The sequence below is a fragment of the Aquimarina sp. MMG015 genome, assembly GCF_018100855.1.
GTDB classification, from domain to species: domain Bacteria; phylum Bacteroidota; class Bacteroidia; order Flavobacteriales; family Flavobacteriaceae; genus Aquimarina; species Aquimarina latercula.
In genome coordinates, this window is record NZ_JAGJEB010000001.1 from 203905 (window position 1) to 223437 (window position 19533).

Annotated in this window: 18 protein-coding genes; all 18 read right to left on the minus strand. The window is 29.0% G+C overall.

From position 1 onward, the window contains the following. Positions 1-7 precede the first annotated feature (7 nt). The 18 genes from J8L88_RS00970 to J8L88_RS01055 all read right to left on the minus strand — a co-directional run bounded on the left by J8L88_RS00970 (position 8) and on the right by J8L88_RS01055 (position 19487). Entirely contained in the window at positions 8-1030 is a 1023-nt protein-coding gene (locus tag J8L88_RS00970; protein WP_211059707.1) for a hypothetical protein, read from the minus strand. 10 nt (positions 1031-1040) lie between these two features. Beyond that, the gene (locus J8L88_RS00975; protein ID WP_211059708.1) at positions 1041-2201 is read right to left on the minus strand and encodes an acylneuraminate cytidylyltransferase; all 1161 of its coding nucleotides are present in this window, start codon (positions 2199-2201) and stop codon (positions 1041-1043) included. Further along, positions 2198-3070, minus strand: a complete 873-nt coding sequence (locus J8L88_RS00980) for an N-acetylneuraminate synthase family protein (protein ID WP_371813594.1) — start codon at positions 3068-3070, stop codon at positions 2198-2200. Before J8L88_RS00980 ends, J8L88_RS00975 begins: the two co-directional genes overlap by 4 nt. Positions 3071-3336: 266 nt before the next feature. Next, positions 3337-4683 carry an exopolysaccharide biosynthesis polyprenyl glycosylphosphotransferase gene (locus J8L88_RS00985; protein ID WP_211059710.1) on the minus strand — a complete coding sequence of 449 codons (1347 nt, stop codon included), beginning with the start codon at positions 4681-4683 and terminating at the stop codon, positions 3337-3339. Between the two features lie 82 nt (positions 4684-4765). Next, positions 4766-5881: a glycosyltransferase family 4 protein gene (locus tag J8L88_RS00990; RefSeq protein WP_211059711.1), complete on the minus strand. Its 1116-nt coding sequence runs from the start codon at positions 5879-5881 to the stop codon at positions 4766-4768. A 253-nt stretch (positions 5882-6134) separates the two neighbouring features. Beyond that, positions 6135-7373: an O-antigen ligase gene (locus tag J8L88_RS00995; protein ID WP_211059712.1), complete on the minus strand. Its 1239-nt coding sequence runs from the start codon at positions 7371-7373 to the stop codon at positions 6135-6137. Positions 7374-7383: 10 nt separating this feature from the next. Next, a complete protein-coding gene (locus J8L88_RS01000) occupies positions 7384-8679 on the minus strand; it encodes an oligosaccharide flippase family protein (protein WP_211059713.1) in 1296 nt (431 codons plus the stop codon). Beyond that, entirely contained in the window at positions 8624-9679 is a 1056-nt protein-coding gene (locus J8L88_RS01005; protein ID WP_211059714.1) for a hypothetical protein, read from the minus strand. The genes J8L88_RS01000 and J8L88_RS01005 overlap by 56 nt, the downstream gene beginning before the upstream one ends. A gap of 11 nt (positions 9680-9690) precedes the next feature. After that, positions 9691-10197: a DapH/DapD/GlmU-related protein gene (locus J8L88_RS23465; RefSeq protein WP_247666390.1), complete on the minus strand. Its 507-nt coding sequence runs from the start codon at positions 10195-10197 to the stop codon at positions 9691-9693. Then, positions 10198-11061, minus strand: coding sequence for a phytanoyl-CoA dioxygenase family protein (locus J8L88_RS01015; RefSeq protein WP_211059715.1), 864 nt, complete (start codon positions 11059-11061; stop codon positions 10198-10200). 9 nt (positions 11062-11070) lie between these two features. Continuing rightward, the gene (locus tag J8L88_RS01020) at positions 11071-12399 is read right to left on the minus strand and encodes an O-antigen polymerase (protein ID WP_211059716.1); all 1329 of its coding nucleotides are present in this window, start codon (positions 12397-12399) and stop codon (positions 11071-11073) included. Further along, on the minus strand, positions 12392-13708 hold the full coding sequence (locus J8L88_RS01025; protein WP_211059717.1) for a hypothetical protein: 1317 nt from the start codon (positions 13706-13708) through the stop codon (positions 12392-12394). Before J8L88_RS01025 ends, J8L88_RS01020 begins: the two co-directional genes overlap by 8 nt. Positions 13709-13716: 8 nt before the next feature. Beyond that, on the minus strand, positions 13717-14769 hold the full coding sequence (gene pseI / locus J8L88_RS01030; protein WP_211059718.1) for a pseudaminic acid synthase: 1053 nt from the start codon (positions 14767-14769) through the stop codon (positions 13717-13719). 9 nt (positions 14770-14778) lie between these two features. Beyond that, positions 14779-15720, minus strand: coding sequence for an ATP-grasp domain-containing protein (locus J8L88_RS01035; protein WP_211059719.1), 942 nt, complete (start codon positions 15718-15720; stop codon positions 14779-14781). Beyond that, complete coding sequence (locus tag J8L88_RS01040) at positions 15717-16427, minus strand: metallophosphoesterase (protein ID WP_211059720.1); 711 nt, start codon at positions 16425-16427, stop codon at positions 15717-15719. The genes J8L88_RS01035 and J8L88_RS01040 overlap by 4 nt, the downstream gene beginning before the upstream one ends. A 5-nt stretch (positions 16428-16432) precedes the next feature. Beyond that, on the minus strand, positions 16433-17131 hold the full coding sequence (locus J8L88_RS01045) for an SDR family NAD(P)-dependent oxidoreductase (RefSeq protein ID WP_211059721.1): 699 nt from the start codon (positions 17129-17131) through the stop codon (positions 16433-16435). Between the two features lie 38 nt (positions 17132-17169). Beyond that, positions 17170-18195, minus strand: coding sequence for a UDP-2,4-diacetamido-2,4,6-trideoxy-beta-L-altropyranose hydrolase (gene pseG / locus J8L88_RS01050; RefSeq protein WP_211059722.1), 1026 nt, complete (start codon positions 18193-18195; stop codon positions 17170-17172). 2 nt (positions 18196-18197) lie between these two features. Beyond that, positions 18198-19487 (minus strand): aspartate aminotransferase family protein, encoded by a 1290-nt coding sequence (locus J8L88_RS01055; RefSeq protein ID WP_211059723.1) that lies wholly within the window; start codon positions 19485-19487, stop codon positions 18198-18200. Positions 19488-19533: the final 46 nt, after the last annotated feature.

Here is a 19533-nt window from a genome sequence, read left to right on the forward strand (position 1 = left end):
TATTTCATCAATAATTATTAATTAATTGAATATTTTCAGAATTTCGATTCGTTTCAAAAAGATTATTGATTTCCGATTTTCTATATAATAATTTATCCGTAGGAATAAAAAAAGATCTGAGTTTTAATTCATCCCCCAGAATAATTGATAATGTCTCAGCAACTGATGAGAAAAATAGCCCAACTTCCTCAGGAAACTGAGAAGAGAACAAAAAATGTAACTCTAATGGTAATTTATTTTTTATGATCACCCAATTAGGCATTTTTGCAACTAACTCTAAAACTTCATCAGATTCATTTCTGTGTGCATAATATTCTACTGTAATTCCTTCCGGGTATCGTTTTTTATAGTAGTCATCAATATTATTCAACAAACTAAGATAAAAATCTAACGTTAGCAATTTAGAATCTACTAGACTTTGTCCAACAAAAGCAATTTTCTTTTCAACTTTAGAACTCTTTTTACTTTTGAGACTTCTCATGTAAGAAAAAGTATTCTCTAATACGTGGATATGATTTTTCACTTCAACTTTCTTAGCATAATATGAGAAAAAAGTATATTTCTTAGATAATAGATATGGTTTCACTGAAAAAAAAGCATACAGCAATGTTTTTAGTTTAAAAGCTTTTGTGCTATAACCAAACCTGTTTAAAAAAGAGATATCATCTAACGTTCTTGTTCCATCATCAACACAAATATATTTTGTGTTATATAAGTTTGCAAAAGCAGCTTGGTATATAGATCTGAAATGACCTATAATAATATACTCATAGTTATTATATAACTTATGTTTTTCTAAATTTTTTAAAAATAACATTCTTTCTAAGAAATTTAGATTTTTTGGTATTTTAATAATTGATAGGGCTGTCTTAATTTTTAGCTCTTCTAGTAACAATTTTACCTGTCTTTCATTAGTGGTATTTCCATCACTAAAAAAAGTAATATCTGTACTTTTAATCTCTAAATGTTCTTTTGCTTCAATAGCATTAATCAACTGTAAAGGAGAAGCTATTATAAGTTTTGCCTTCATAAAAGTTTATCTAAAGAATTTTTGCTAAAACTTCTTCATAAAACTCTCTAACAACACCTTCTCCTCCTTTTCTAGATAGTTTTATAATTCCTGGAATATTCCTAATCTTCCTTAAAGCATTAGATGGACAAGCTGCTAGCCCGACTGCACTCAATAATTCAAAACAATTAATATCGTCACCGATATAAGCTACATCTTCAATCGTAACACCTTCTTTTTCACATATTTCTAAAGCAGCGGATAGTTTTCCTCCATCTCGTTTTCCTTGATATAAATAATCAACTTTCAATTTATCTGCTCTTCTTTTTACCAATTCAGTATTTTCTGATGTTATAATAGCTGTTTTTACTCCGCTTTCACGGATCAATTGAAAAGCCATTCCATCATGAGTATTAAACTTCTTTAACTCGTCTCCATTCTCACTATAATACATTCCAGCATCTGTCAATACTCCATCTATATCAGAAATAAATAATGTAATTTTTTTCTTTGTTTGTTCAGGAAGTATATACTTTTTCATTAAAATTTCTGCCCTCTGCCAATCATCTTCTTCATCAAGTTCTACATCCGTATATTCAGGCATTAAACATATTCCTATATTACCCGAAAGTCTATTACTTGATTCTTTAATCTTTCCAACAGTATTTATATAAAAAGCCCCATTTTCCATATATATTCCTTCAAAATCTTGCCTTCTAGGTCGACTATAAGGATCATAATTTATAGGATCACCATTCCCTTTCCAAAAAAAACGTTTTGATAACACACAAGAAAGCACACTATCATACTCTTGTTTATCAAACATCTTAATTCCAGCAGTTAAATCTTTTGCTGATAACAAAGGTGATGTCGCTTGAATCAAAACAAATGCATCTTTTTTATCTAATTCTCTTACTTCTAAATACTCTAAAATTACACTCTCTGTTGACGAACTATCCTGAGCATTACTGCTATTCCTTCTATATACAGATACTTTATTAAAACCAAAAGAATTTACTTCAGTTTCTATTTGTTCGTGATCTGTGGCGATAATAATCTCATCAATAGATTTAGTTTCTACAGCGGCTTTAATAGTCCAATATACCAATGGCTTACCACAAAACTCCTTAATATTCTTTAAAGGAATGGATTTACTGCCTCCTCGGACGGGTATGAATGCAATGGTTTTCATTGTTTGCGATACTTGAGTTTGTCTCTTTGTACCTGTTCTATTTCTAGAATTTCTGTTTTTTTATAATTCAATGCCTTAAAAGTTGCGAATAAATCTCTACATAACTTTCTTAATCCTGTTGGCTCTAAAGAGGCCGCGTGATCAGTACCTTTCCAAGTTCGATCTTTAGTAAAATGCCTTTCCACCCAAGTTGCTCCTAACGTGTAAGCGGCATTATCAATTGCAATCCCTAAATGATGTCCAGAAAACCCAACATCTTTTACTCTGTTACCATACTCATTCTTTAATCGAGAAATTTCCAATAAACAAACATCTTCAAATGGCACCGGATATCCTGATGTACACGAGTAAATAACTAATCTGTGTTTTGCTTGATCTGTTTCTTCAAAAAAGGATATAATTTGTTTTTCTTCATCTTGGTTTGTCATACCAAATGATAAATGTACCTCTCCAGTATATTCATCTCTTAATACACGTAGCATATCAAAATGATTATTACAAGCGGATGGAACTTTTAGCATAGATGGATTAAACGTTATCATTTCTCGTGCGGAAGTAACATCCCAAACTGAGGTAGAATATTCTATCCCTATTTGATCGCAATAATTCTTAAGTTCTTTATGTTGTTCAACCGAAAACTCAAGAAATTCTCTATGTGCTCCATAGGTATCTCCATAAGAATTACTTGGATTGGGGTGTGGAGCATTATATTGTTGTTCGGTAAGTAACTCTCTATTATTCCTCTTTTGGAACTTAACGACATCAGCATTACATTCTTTTGAAAGGCGTAATAGCTCTTTAGCTATATCCATATCTCCTTTATGATTGCAACCTATCTCCGCAATTACTTTCGGTTTTTTATACTCCATATTCATTATATTTAATCTATTACGTAATAGATTAATAATTATTGTTATTCTCTATATTCTATAATTAAAAACAATATAGAAACTGCTACTAAATAAAGAGGATAAAAATACTTAAAATATCCTATAGATCTCCCTTAAATGAATATTTACTAATATAGTTTGTGGTTATGAATTAAGCTAATAGGTTGGTTTATTTCCATCACTATGTGAAAAACATATTGAAAATAGCATATCATATTTACTTTGTAAGAAAAGTAAATATGTAATTAATATGCTTTTTCTTCACCTTTTAAAGCATTCAATATTGTTAAAAATATGATTTTAATATCTAAAAGAAGAGACCAATTTTCTATATAGAAAATATCATATTTAACACGGTTTACAATATCCTTATCTGTTTCAATCTCTCCTCTAAAACCACTTACCTGAGCTAAGCCAGATATTCCGGGTTTTACAAAATGACGAACCATGAATTTATCCACCTTACGCGCAAAATCCTCATTATGTTTTACCATATGTGGTCTTGGCCCAACAACTGACATATCACCTTTTAGCACATTTATAAATTGCGGTAATTCATCTATGCTAGTCTTTCTTATGAACTTTCCAATTTTTGTTACTCTAGCATCTCCTTTAATTGTTTGATTTCCTGTAGTATTAGGTGTCATTGACCTATATTTATAGCAATAAAACTCTCTATAATCTATACCGTTTCTTCTTTGCATAAAGAACACTGGACCCTTAGATTCTAGTTGCATTAAAAAGAATAGTAATGGTGTTAGCCAAGAAAGTATAAAAACCATTACGGCTAATGCTAAGATAATATCAAAACATCTTTTAACAAATTTATTAATTGGATCATCCAATGGTATCTCTCTAAAAGATAAGACTGGAACATACCCATAATAATTAAAAACTAACTTTTTGGTAAAAATATCTTTATTATCAGGAATAAACTTTAACACTTTTAAGTTGTTATCGGTAAAATTTACAATTTCTCTAAGTTGTTTATTTGTAACTTCTGCTACTGAACAATAAATTTCATCTATTTCTTTATCTAAAATATATCTAAAACAATTTTGCAAATCAAAACTATCTTTTCTAACACAAAAGTTTTTGTGAAATTTATATCCAAAATCACTTCTTTCCTTAAAAGTTTCAATTAACTGGTTTGTTTTTTTATTGTTACCAATAACTACTACATTTCTAAAATTACCTCCTAATATCTTCCGATATTTATTCAACAGATATAATAATAAGTATTTAGCAAATGAAACTGAAATAAATGACACAAAAAAATACTTTGCTAAATCAAGTCTACTAATCTCAGGTTGTTTAAAAAACCCAACAAATGCGTAAAGGATTAGGGCAAAAATTATAAACTGTCTTAATAAAGATGATAGTGTTTGAATTACTTTTGAAAACCTTTTTGTATCATAAAATCCAGTTGCGATTGATAAAATGATCCAAATAACACAAATATAAACAGGAAATAAAAAATAAGGATTTGACTGAACACCTAATAAAAAAAGAAGAATATTAAGAATCAACAAATCTACCAATAAAAATATTGGTTTTATAAAGATAGAATAGCCTCTTCTTTTTGATTTCATCACTATTATTTATTTTTTTCGTTTAGAAAACAAATCTCATTAATAAAATCATAACATCAAATCTTTACTATTCATTATTTACTTAGTGTAACCTTTTAAAATTGACATATTTTTCTTCAACAAATTCTTTCATTTCTTTTTCAAACCTTTCTTTAGAAAATTTTGAAGCATGGCTTCTGATTAAATTTGAATCAAAATCATTCTGTTCAAACTTTTCCACTGCTTGAACAATATCTTTAACCTCTTGATTATCAAAAAATACACCTGTTCTCATTTCTACAACCGTTTCTTTTAGGCCTCCCCTATTCAAACCTATTACAGGCGTACCACAAGCTTGGGCTTCAACTGGTATTATTCCAAAATCCTCTTCCGCAGCAAAAACAAAAGCCTTAGCATTTTGCATTAAATTGGTAAGCTCTTCTTCACTTACAAATCCTTTCAATTCTATATTTGATTTTGCGATCTTTTTAATTTTAACAAAATCAGGTCCATCACCAGCAACTATAAGTTTCTTATTTGGCATTTCATTAAATGATCTAACAATAAGATCAATCTTTTTATAAGAAACCATTCTTGACGCAGTAAAATAAAAGTCATCTTTATCTTTTTTTAAAGAAAATTTATTTATGTCTACTGGAGGATATATTACAGTTGAATCTCTGTTATAAACCTTTTTAATTCTATTAGCTATATATTTAGAATTAGCAATAAAGTGATCCACTCTATTGCTATTAATTATATCCCAAACTCTTATTTTATGAAGAACATATTTAGCATATATGCCTTTAAATCCCTTTTTTAAATTCGCTTCTTCCAAATATTGATGATAAAAATCCCAAGCATAGCGCATAGGTGAATGACAATAACAAATATGTAATTGACTCTGATTTGTCAAAACCCCTTTAGCAATAGATGCCGAAGAGCTAATTATTACATCATAATCTTTCAAATCAAACTGTTCTATCGCATATGGAAAAAATTGCAAGAATTTTCGATGATTTCTTTTTGCTGTGGGTAGATTTTGAACAAAACTAGTAGTCACGTCTTTATTTTTCAAAATAAACTCTCTGTCCTCTTTAGTTAAAAAATCAATTAATGCAAAATGATCAAAATCGTCCCAAATATTATTTATTGAATGAATAACTTTTTCCGCACCACCATTTACATAATACCAATCATGAACTAAAGCTTTTTTCATCTTTTATTTTAATATTAAAAAATACACACCTATAATAAGTACATAAAAAACAGATGTTTTATTCTGTCTACTATTAAGCTTACTATCGACAAATATACATTTATCAATAAAAGATATCCCTAGATTATTTTAAAAAACTTCATCTTACAATCAAAATCATAACGCAGAACTGGTTAAGTTAGAAATATTAACTAGCATTAATAAATAAAAAGTATGCACTAAAAAACACTCACAAATTCTAAAAACTTATTAATTATGCATTTTTAGAATTTAAAAGTTTACCATTTTCATTATGATTAAACAGAATAGCAACAAAAAAAGCTGTGAATATAATACCATGCTGTCTGGATAAAAAAGATTCAATCAAGCATATAATAATGATAAAAGTTGAAAAGTATAACAATTCATCATTTTGTTGAATTCCTTTTTTAAGAATTACAAACAACATAAAACAAAAAATAGCACTTCCCAAAACTCCTGTCTTAAGTCCTTCGGTTAAATACTGGTTATGTGAATTATACTTTTCTTTAATACCTGCTTTAAATCCCAGTTTTTCATATTCTTTATAAAGTAGATCCAATTGATCACCAGTTCCAACTCCTAAAACAAGGTTCTCTTTTATTATATTAAAAGATGCATATGCTTTTAGTATTCTGTATTCTATTGTGTTTCTACCATAGGTGATTTTGTTTTTGGTTATTATGGTTTCTAAATCAAAGTCGATTGTTCTGGAAAAACGTTTAATCTTATTACCCATTGAAGGTGTAATTAAAAACAATAACATCAATAATAACGGTATGCTTATTAGAATAGCAATCTTCTTTTTAATAGCTAAATTTTTTAAGGTTTTCAGTACGAATAACACTAAGGCTACAAGTATTATTATTATAAAAATTCTCATTCCTAAAAGAGTTATAAAAGCTAAAAAAGTTCCCAACTCGATATATAAATAAATGCTCTTAAAACTTTTTCTTTTTAATTCAAAAACTATCGTGATTATTGCTAAATAAATAAAACCTGAGAAATAAAAAGGTGATATTTCTAGAATTGTAAAACCAAAATTAGCAAATGAACTAATAGGCCTACCCAAATAAAAATAATGATATACGCTTAAAAACAAGAGAAGTAACAAAATCCAATATTTAAATATCAATAATATTTTTTTCCTTTGTGTGCTAGAAATCTTTTCGGAAAGAATAACCATTGGTAAGACTAGAAATGGAATTAAGGCCTGCACTTCTTTTAAGCCTTCTTTTAGGTTCTCTGTATATATTAATCCAAAAACCTGAATAAAAAAATACAAAGTCATAGCCCAAAAGACTTTGTGCTTTCTTAGTATTTCATATTTTTTATACAAATTTTCTTTAGAATCAATAAAAAAAAACATCGACAATAAAATTACCGATAGAGAATTAAGATTATAGGTTATTGGTAACGTTAGAACGATTAGAAGTAATAGGATTAAATATATGTTAGTTCTATCTAGTTTCATGCTTTATCGTTTAAATATAGAAGTAAACCATCATTGAAATAAAATACGTACTAAAAACCATCGAATAGGTTTTTAATAATTTTATTTTTTTAGAATTATATAGGATAAAAAGTTGGTATGTTATTGCCAAAAACATCGAGGTATATTGAAACAATACAATTTTTTCAATAGTCAGGTTTTCTCTAAACAAAAATAGTATTATTAAGAACCCCATTAATATGAAAATAACACCTTTATTCATTTTTTTTGTTAAATTTTCTCTATAAATCATATTTTCAAATATTCCTAAAGAAATCCAACATACAACCTGATAAGACAATAAGAAATGAAGTCCTCTATTTTCTTCTAGTGTGCTAAACATTTTAAACATCCCTTTTCCGAGAATAGGAGTAATAAAATATGATATTGTTGTTGAAATTATTATCAGTAGAAAGAAAGCAATAAAAATTTTGTCAAGTTTAGCTGAGCTTAAAGTATAAATTTTCTTAAAAAAAACAATATTAAAAACCTGATATGCAATTAAAACTAATGAAGAAATTCTAAAATAAAAAGAATAAATTCCTACATCCTCTGGGTCTAAAAAGAAATCAACAACTATCCTTCCTGAATTCGATATAAATATCATTAAAAAACCTGAAACGACAAGAGGTAGTCCATATTTTACTAATTTTAGGAACTTTATTATTATAAGGTTCTTATCTACATTATAAAATTCTCTTAGAGTCATTATAATAAAGAACATTACATATACTAATAACACGATTATCAATATGTTTAAATCAGAAAAGTCTGAAAAACTAAGCACAATATATCCCAATAGCAATGCAATATATAAACCTGAATCAATTAATGTCGCTTTTAAAATTTTTTCAGAACTTTTAAATCTAATCGAATAAATAACTTGGTTAGAAATTATATATGAGATTATAAAAACTGTAACATATTTCGTACTGTTGAGAAAAAAGGATAATGTAATGGCTAACAAACATAAACCTAACAAATATAATTTATGAAGCGAAAAACCTTCATATACTGTTTTATAGTTTCTTTTTAACCTAAAATATGGGTATGAAGATGGAACACCTAAACTAATTAAAGTAGCTATCAAAACACCTAAACTAAGAGAATATTCGATTAGGCCATAATCTTTAGAAGAAAGTGTGTTAGAAAGTAATAATGGAGTCAAAAAAACAATAGCTTTCGAAAAACCAAAAGCTATTAGGAATGGTATAGATTTTTTATAAACCTTATTATTTATGTTTTTTTTGTTTAAATTTTTTAACCAGAACATTTGTAAAAGCGTCATTAGAATTTATTGGTAATTTTTCTGTTTTACCTATTAAAATAAGGTGTTCTATAATTGTTGGTTCTTCAAATTTCCCTTCATCAAACCATATTGAATATCTACCCTTAGAATTGGTCTTATTAATTTCGATACTACCTATTTCCGAATTATTACATTTATTAAACCAAACGCCAGAAATCATTTTAGATTCTTCTTTCTGTGCGTCTTCCAATGACTCCATGTTTATAACAGATCCAACCCCAAAATTATCAACAATTAATTCATCTATTTTATGCCTATCACCTGTCAAATAAACACCATGTCTATCAGAAGATTTTATCAAAACCTTTTTAATAATTATTCCTTCGGGGTTATTTCCCCAACCATGAATCTGTAATGCTGCCCTAGAAAATTTATATTTTTCAGATCCCGATCCTAAATCTCCAACAACCAAATTATTCATTCTAAGATTTTTAGTCCCAGCATATATATCGCACCCCATACTCCTTAAACCAAGTAAACTTTTAGTCGTATCTGATCTAATTATTAAGTCCTCTACATATATTTCGTTAGAATTTCTAGTAAAAAACTTAGTATAAGTTGTCAATTGTCCTTTTAAAATTATATTTGAAGACTTTATTTTTTTTATTGCATCATCAATAATTTGAATACTTCCCCCAAATTCAGCTTTATTAAAGTTAACTTTGACGTTCTCTCTCCCTTTAAAAACTAACTCTGATTTATAATACCCTTCAGGAAATGTAATTTCAATTCCTTTTTCTGCAATATCTAGAATAGTCTCCAGAGTATGCTTTTTGCTATATGGGTGATTTCCAATGGTAGAATTTGGCATACATCCATATCTACGAACATCTCCAATTCTATAATCTCCATTAATAACATATTTCTCATCATTAAAATTTGATATTACATCTTTTCTCTCCTTAATCAAGGTAGAATTATTACATCCTAATGCCAAAAAAAAAATTATAGTAGCTAAAGCCTTATCTAAAAAATTCAATATTCTTATTATTAATTATGTTTTATATCCCTATTTCTTGCTCCTACGATTACTGCTCCCTCTGGAACATCTTTTGTAATAACAACACCTGCAGCAATAACAGCATTCTTGTTAATCGTTACTCCTCCTAAAATTATCGCATTTGTTGCGATCCATACATTATCCTTTATTACAATAGGTTTAGAAATATGCCTAGATTTTGCAGATTTTGATAAATCTAACCCAGCTGTTTCTATAATAACTCCTCTTGAGATTGTAACATTATCTCCAATTGTAATAGGGCTTTTAGCCCCTAAACTACTATATTTTCCGATTGCACAGTTATCTCCAATCACTATATTGTCTCCATACTTTATTTCTACCGTATAATGACAAACACTATCACCAGAATTAGTAATTAATGCTTTAATTTTCAAGTGACTAATTACTCTCGATAAAGCCCAAAACACTTTTATAGTTAGTAAAGAAATCCATCGCATTAAGACAAAAGAAGACAACAATCGGATTAGTTTTTTCATTTATTTTAATATTAACCTATTAATGTAACTGTCATATGAATGCGAACCAATATCTACTGGGCTATATTGTTCTATTCCGATAGGAGTTAATGAGTATTGTACCTGAAGTAATAATCTCGTTTCTTTTTCTGGTAATAATCCCTTGTGGAATCCATACGTGTCAACTATAAAAGCATTTCCTTTTGATGCTGTAAAATACTTAATCTTATCTTCACCAAAAACATCAATAATTTCTTCATCTTTATATCTTCTGATTTTTCTTAGTTTTTTTGAAACCGAAGAACCTTCTACATACACATGTGGCCCACTATCTAACTCAACATCAGTAAGGTAAATAAATAGTTTGCAAAACTTATAATTATCAACATCTCTATGGAACAATTGGGCTTGTTTTGCTTCTTTTTTACCTGGAATAGACCACCACATATTAATATTACTAATTGTTGGTTTTGCTCCTAAAAAATCCTGGACCGCTTCCAAAACATTAGTGTTATTAGCAATATTCAGAATCTCTTTGAATTTACTTAAGTCCTGTCTTCTGTAATTTGCTACATGAACCTCGTTTGGCACATTGTCTATTGAGAATTCACCTAAAGAAGGATTAAACGGATCGAAACATTTTAAATTATCTGATATTAAGTCCTTTATGTTTTTCACTTCTGATTCCTGAAGAAACTTACCAAGCACAGTGTACCCTTTATGCGTTAATTCTTTGGAATTAACTGATACAGTTTTACCAATATCCTTAGGGATTTCTGTTTTTCCTATTTTTTGAGCAATCTTGTTTGAAATTGAATCTCTAATTGCTTTATTTTTTATCAATCTTTGAAAATAAAAACCTACTTTTTTTATAATATTCTTCATTTCTTATAATTATTTTAATAATCTAATATAAATTCTAGCACCATTCTGCTTATAAAAAATTAGTTTCTTATTTAAAATTGAATATGCAAATAAAAATAACCCGAAAGCGGTAATAATATAAATCCCTTGAGCCGTAGTAATAAAATTGACTACCGGCATAAAAAATGTAATAATCAGCATATAAAATAATAATGGTAAAAAATAAAATTTTCCTTTAATTGCCTTGTTAAAAATTACTTTTTGAATTAATCCTAAAAGAAACATAAAAACAAATGCCATCCATCCAAAATCTATAAAAACTGGACCAAAAAAAGTGGTATAAACACCAACTCTAGGAGGACTCATTTGTACTTCTTTCAAATTAATGTCTAAACCGAAAAGTGTTTTAAAAAATTTAGCAAATATAGAAAATGAATATGCTCCGTAATGATAATCCTTGCTATAATTATTATACAAATAACCAAACTCAAAAAAACCGTGGATATAATATTGTGAAAAATTTACATACCCCAATTTCAAAGCCTGATATGTTTCATTATTTATTGCTGTTATATCTTTTACTACATCATTTTTAGGTTCAATTGTATAATTATAGCCTGCATTTGTTAGAATATGTTTTACCGCCAATTTTTTTGAACCCAAAATTTCAGTAGTTCGGTCTATAAAAATATTTGTTGAAAAAACACCTAACCCCCCTAAAATCAGTACAAAAAACACTGATTGATACCACTTTATTTTTATTTTTTTAAAATAGAATAAATAAATAGATAGAAATATTAAAACCACAAAAAGGCCTGACCTAGAACTAAGCACGATGTATTCAAATGAAGATGCAAAAAACAAAAATAAAGATACTAAAAACAAAAACCTCTTCTTTATCCCTAATAGGTAATAAATAAATAGTGGTAAAAAGCTAAATGGATTTAATACCGCAGAAAAAACACTAATCATAGAGGGACCTGATGACATAAGTATTTTTCTGTTTTCTAAAGAACTTCCTGAAAAAGATATTCCTCTTAAATAAAATTTATCAATAAATCGAAATATAAAGCCTATAAAAGCAATTATTATAATAACATAAAGAAATTTCAGAAGTCTGGTTTTATGGTTTTCTGATAAGACAAGTTCCACCCCTTTTGGTTTCTTTAAACTTAATGCTCCAAGTATGAAAAAAAAATAGCAGATAATAATATATAAAAAAGGAACAAACCCCATAGGTTCTTTCACATTTACAGATGCAAACAAATACAAAATAACCCAAAAAAACATTCCATAAAGAGCGACCTTAAAGGGTGTTACTTTGTTTAAAAAAGCTTTATTTATAATATCATCACTCATATTTTTCTAACAGCTGATTAAAAGCTTTAACAACATCTCTTATGTTTTCTTTATTTACACAATTTGGATCATGAAATGGATCTGAAATAACTCCTTTAAAACTAGTTTTATTTAAATGATTTATAAACTTTATTTTTTCCTCTAATTCTATTTTTGGAAAACTATTATCTTCCACTTTCTTAATCCACGTTGTAATCTGTGATAAGTTATTCAGGTAAACACAATTTCTAGATCTATTATTTAGAGTTTCCACCAAATTAAGTACAGGTTTGTTTGACAAAATACATTCTATAGCAATTGTTCCTGTTACCGTAATAAACAAATCAACATTAGGAAATATTGTATCCATAGATGTTGAATGATGTATACCGGCTATTCTTTCATTATTACTAACAAATTCTATCAACTCTTCTGATAACTCATATTTAGATTTTGGATTAGGTTTAATATAAAAATTATATTCTTCCTTTAAGTTATAATAAATATCTTTTATTAATTGTAATTGATCTCTATATTTCCTACCCCAAACATCAATATTTGCTTCAGGTTGCATTTGTAAGGGATAGACAATATTTAATTTTTCGTTAGATAATTCTTTTATGGCTATCTTATCCCAGGCTTCTATATTTAATTTCTTTTGCTTTTCTAAATCGTATTTTACAAACGGGTTAGGAGTATTAAATTTTTCACCAAAAAAATAGCCTTTAAGTATTGTTATTTTGTCTTTACCATTCTTAACTCTATTCTTTTTCACCTTCTTCATATAATCTGGTTTGGCCGTTCTTTTAGAAATGCTATCAATTATTTCGATTGCGCTTTCTTCATGTAATGATTCATTACTGCCATTATATGGAACTAAGGTGTCGTTAACATAAAAGGAAAATCTATTTTTTGGGTATCTACATGAACTAGGATGAAAATAAGGGATCTCAAGTTTTTTACATATACTTATGGTTAATAATTCATGAAAAGCAGTACTCTCTCCAAAAACCACTGCTGGTTGAATTTCTAAAATTTTTCGATTGATATAGGAATGATAATAATAAAAATGACTTTTATCTTTTAACTTAAAAAAATTAATTTGTCGGTCTCCCGAAATAATATTTTCTATTTCCTGGTTTTTCTCCCATGTTTCATTTTTCCTTTTATTTGAATATGGAATTACATGATTATGGAAGGTTTTGTTTTCTTTTTTAAAAATTTTATTTTGAACTAACCAATGAATTTCATGTCCTCTATTACTTAACTCATTAGCAACTTCGGCAAAAAAATATGTTTTATATCTATTTTCTATAAAAAGAATAATCATGACCTTTTCTATTTAATATACTGCCAAGACATAGGTGTCCCCTTTTCAATATTTTGAGTTGCTTTTTTCCCTAATATCTCATTATAATATTTAGGGTGTATTCCATTACCCGGTCGAATGGATTTAACGTTATCTTCGGTTAGTATTTCTCCTTTTTCAACATCCTTAACAATAAAAAGAGAACGAGAAGCTAATTTAGATAAGTTTGATGCTTTCCCACCTATGTTATAAGATACCTCTCCTATTGCCTTTTCAGCATTTCGAACAGAAGCCACCATTTCTGTAAATTCATTAACATCCAATGAGAACGCCGCGTCTGCTCCACCAATGGATTTATCCATTATAAAGTGCTTTTCAATTACCTTAGCTCCAAGCGCAACCGAAACTGTAGGTACAACTGTTCCTAACGTATGATCTGAGAGTCCTGGTATAACTCCAAAGGTTTCTGCCAAACTATTTAGTGTCTTCAAATTAGCATCTTCAATGGGTGCTGGATATGAAGTCGTACATTTTAGTAGTATAATATTTTGATTTCCAACATTTCTGCATGTATTAACCGCGAGTTCGATATCAGAAATACTTGCAATACCTGTACTTATAATAATTGGTTTTCCAGTTTTTGCGCATTTTTCAATTAAAGGGATATCCAGAATTTCTGGAGATGCTATTTTATACGCAGGTGTCTGCAATTCCTCTAAGAAATCAACAGCCGTTAAATCAAAAGGAGAAGAAAAGCAAATTAAACCTTCTTCTTCAGCGACTTCAAAAAGCCTTTTATGCCATTCTCTAGGCAAATACGTCTCCTGATATAAGTCATACAGGTATCTACCATCCCACATGGTCCCATGGTTTATCAAAAACTCTGGTTTTTTCGAATCTATAGTTATTGTATCAGGGGTAAAGGTCTGCAACTTTATTGCATCTGCTCCCGTCTTTTTTGCTTCTCGTATACTTTCAATCGCAATATCAATCTTGCCTCCATGATTTGCAGAAAGTTCAGCTATAATAAAACAAGACGCATCTCCTCCTATTTTTCTATTTCCAATATAAAACTCTTTCATAATCATTAGTTAAGAAATATATTCATTAAATCCTTTATAAAACTTTTTCCCTTTTTCCACTTCTACATATTCTGATATATTTTGGTCCGTTTTATCTTCTATAGACCATAATAAATCTTTAAATCCAAACATATGTCTAAATAATACAGTGCTGGAAAATCTTGGATTAATCTCAAAAACCACAGGTCCTTTTGTAGTTAATCGCAATTGTACATTTATACTACCCACCAACTCTAATTTCTCAGCGATTGTTTTAAGCAATGATGATATTTCATTGTTAGAGATAACCTCACCATAACCACTATATCCTCCTGTAAGCTCTCGCTTGAGTATAATATTTCTTATTTCTCCCTTTTTGCTTCTAAATAATCCACAGGTATATTCTCCTTGTTCTGATGACAAATACTCTTGAACAATATACTCCGGATGTTTCTTTTTTAAATAATTAAATTCAATATCATCTTTTACTATGTTTACTTTAGATGATCCAGAACCTGTTCTTGATTTAATTATCACCGGAAATTTTTCTGGTTTTGAGCAGTTTTCGATCAAAACTGTTTTTGGGAACGGCAGATTATTTTCTTCTAAAAAATTTGCGGTTTTTAATTTATCGAAACCTATTTCCAAAGCAGATTCATTTGCACAAACCATATGTGCGTCTCCAATTTTATTTAATATTTTTGATGTTGAAAAAAAACGTAATTCAGGCTCTGCAATAGGTATTACAAGATCTATATTATTATCATTAATTACCTGTTTCATTTTTTTTAAATACTCTTCGTGTGTATAGGGTAATCCTAAAAAGAAGTTCTTATAAATAAATTGACCCGCATTTTTATCAGATATATCACATCCCATCAAGTGTTTTATATTTTCACTTTCATTTAGAATTTTACCGATACTTTGTCCAATATCTCCTCCGCAGCCTGTAACTAATACATTCAATTTCATAATGTGCTATTATTTCTTCTTAGAATTTTATATAAATATTCTCTTTCTTTATTCTTTTTTAACCTTTCTTCTAACTTGGATATATCATAAGGAGTACTTAAAGGAGTATATACTTTATTTTTTGTATTAACTATACCCCAATTTGCAATTCCACCAATAGTTCTTGCCTGACCAATTGAGCCAACATTAACAATCATTGTGTTTTCACCTTTATAAACCATAGGGTAATGTGTATGTCCCATAAAAACAAAATCGCAATTCTTAGAGTCACAATCGTCTAAAACTACATTTTCTGCATCGGGATAGATATATTGATCCTTATCCATTGGTGAGCCATGACACAATAAAAACTTAATACCATCAACTACTACCTCTTTATTATCAGGAAATTGTGATATTTCGGTAATTAAATCATCACTAAAACTTTTTTCATAATGCAAATAACTAGTCCCATATTTAGCAATTACATTTTCTCTATATTCTTTACTTTCCTTTAAGAAATTTAAAAATATTCGTTCATGATTTCCTGAAATTACATGACAGTCCCATTTTTTGATCTCATCAAAAACTTCTATAGCTTCAGGGTAATATCCCAAATGATCTCCTAAAGAAAACACTATATCAACTTTCTGTTTTTTCATCTGGTCTATTACTGCTTTAAAAGCATCAATATTACCGTGAATGTCCGATAAAATAGCAATCTTCATAATTCTTAACGTCGAAACAATTTAGTTCGATTAATAATTTTAATAGCTGCTGCTTCAGGAGTCTGTAGTTTGTTATTTTTCTTTAACTCAATAAAATCATTTACCCCAGGAAAAAGCTTCTCATCTATTGTTCTAATTATTTCTTGCATCCCTGAATCTATTACGCCAGGGTCAACATTTACTACATTAACATTTTCATTTTCTTGTTCTTGTTCTTTTAATGTTTTAAAAAACATTTCATTTGCGGCTTTAGAAGCACAATACAAACTCCACCCAACTATCGGAGATGTTGCTGCACCACTAGAAAGATTTATAATATTTATCTTTTTACCTTGTACCTCTTTAAACAAGTAATTAGTTATCACTATCGGGACAAATGTATTTAGATGCAATAGCTCCATTATCTCATTATTCTGAAAAGCTCCAATTTTATTAATAGGGCTAATGGTTGCGGCATTATTTATATATGATATTTCCTCTGCGTCATCAAGTAATTTCGAAATTTTCAAATCTTCCTCGGGATTACTGAGGTTCAGTAAATCCATTTCTACATAAATAAATTTATTGTTTTTAAGTAATTCTTTCTGCTTTTGTGTAATTCTTCTAGAAATCCCCACTACCCTATAGCTCTCATCATCAATTAGATAATCAAATAATGCTTCTCCAAGCCCCTTATTTATTCCAGTAATTAATATTAGCTTCATAATGCAAAATTTTGAAAGAGGGTTATCTTTCTTTTAACTTAATTGACTTTACTCATAAGGTCATTAATTAATTGTAGAAACCTTTGCTTTTGATTTCCATCTATACATTTAGCTTGGTTATCTGTATATGACTTTAACAAAGATACATCAGTAAACTTTACAATAATATCTTTTAAGTTATTAAAATCAAAATCACAGAAATCATCTATTCCATAAAAACATCCACGTTCATTAAACCATTTATATACAGATTTCTGATTATATACAAAATACCCAGAGATAATCACCATTTTTACACAGGTAAGCTCATATAATATGGTACTTGTCGGTGCAATAGCCAAATCACACAACTTCATTGTTTCTAGTAAATCTTTTTCTGATAAATTTCTATGTATTTGTATTCTTGTTGGAAACTTTTGTTCTAATCTGTTGATTTGACCGTCATCATATGCAGCTCCTAAAACAATATGGATTTTCTCTATTTGGCTGACATCAAGTAGCGCCTTTGTTGCTTTTAATGAGAAATTAAACTTATCTGCTCCTCCAAAACAAATAAAGACTTCATTTATAGATGTGATTGATCTTTTTTCTTTTGCTATTTTTAAAAAAAGAGGTCTAAGTAAGGCATATTCTGTTCCTAAAGCGAACTTAGTATGTTTTTCATGATTAAAATCTGATATTTTATAAGAAGATGAGTGATTAATCACAATATCTGCATACATGTGTTCCCGTGCTAGATCATCTATATAAACTAAAGAAAAACCTAATTCTTTTATTTTCTTTTGATAAAGTGACGTAAAGTGATAACCATCTGCAATAATTACATGCTTTTCTGGGTCAAAATTATTAGCAAGCCAATTTGGCTCTTCAGAAAGCTTTATTTCTTGACCTATTATGGTTAGAGGAAAGTCTTCTGGAATTACTTCTGTATTAGAGGAAGATTGTGTTATATACATATAGTCATAACTATCCTTAAACACCTCTACAAGAGCAAATAAACGATATAAATGACCAAGACCTGTTGTTGTATTACCGTCCGCTCTAAAAATAATTTTCTTCTTCAAAACTATCTTACTTTAAACAAAGGAACTAAAGGTTTCGATTTTAAAATCGTCTTAATATTTTTATGCTTTTCTACTTCCTTTAATGTGTCAAAAAACACAACATAAACCTTCATTAATTGATCTATATCTTTTTTAGTATGAGCATAACTTAAATTATGGGTTCCTAAAGCAAAAATTCCATGTTCAAACATAATTTGCATGAATAGTGTTTTCAATTCTTCAGTACTTGCCCAATTTGTTTGTTTCATTACCAAAAAAGACCAGCAAGGATATCCTTGGACCCTAATAATATCTTCCAGCTCATATTTTGTAATTAATCCATTTAAATTATCCATCAAATATTCTCCAATTTCAAATATCGATTGAATTACCGGCTCCGTTTGTAGAGTTGATAAGGTAGCGTAAGCCGCTGCTAATGATAATGTTTCTCCTCCAAAAGTAAAAGAGAAAAAGACATCTTCCATTAAAGCCATAATTTCTTTTCTACCTGCCACAGCAGAAACCGGATAACCATTAGCTAAACCTTTCCCAAAAGTTGCTAAATCAGGAGTTACTCCGAAAAATTCTTGAGCGCCTCCGTTAGCATATCTAAATCCAGTTACTGTTTCGTCGAATATTAAAACAGCACCTTCTTTGTGAGTTAACTCTTTTACTTTTTCCAGAAAATTATCTTTTGGGGGAGCAATATTTACTGGTTCCATTATTACCGCTGCAATATTTCCCTTTAATTCCTTTATCTTATCTTCAAGTGAATTTATGTCATTATATGTGAATTTATGTGTTAATTCCTGTGTTGCTTTTGGGACACCTCCATTTCGGGTTGTAGATCCTATGTACCAATCTTGCCAGCCATGATATCCACAGACCAAAACATAATCTTTTTTTGTATAAGCCCTCGCGATTCTAATAGCTCCTGAAGTTGCATCTGAGCCATTCTTACCAAACCTTACTCGTTCAGCACAAGGTACCATTTCGCAAATTTTCTCTGCAACCAAAAATTCTAATTCATGTGCCAAAGAAAAAATAGTTCCTTTTTCTAATTGCTCTGTTACAGCCTTTGTTACTCTTTTATCATTGTACCCTAAAGTTATTGCAGCTAAAGAGTTAACAAAATCAATATATTTATTTCCATCGACATCCCACATGTACGCTCCTTGACCCTTAGAGGCGAAAAAAGGAGAAATTCCGATCGGAAGTTGTGTTTTACTTTTGCTAAAAGTTTGTGATCCAAGAGGAACAGTCTTTTCTGCTCTTTGTAAAAATTCTTCTGATTTTTTATATCTATTACTCATATTCCACTTTTAATTGTGTTCTATTCGAGCGACAAAAATACATATA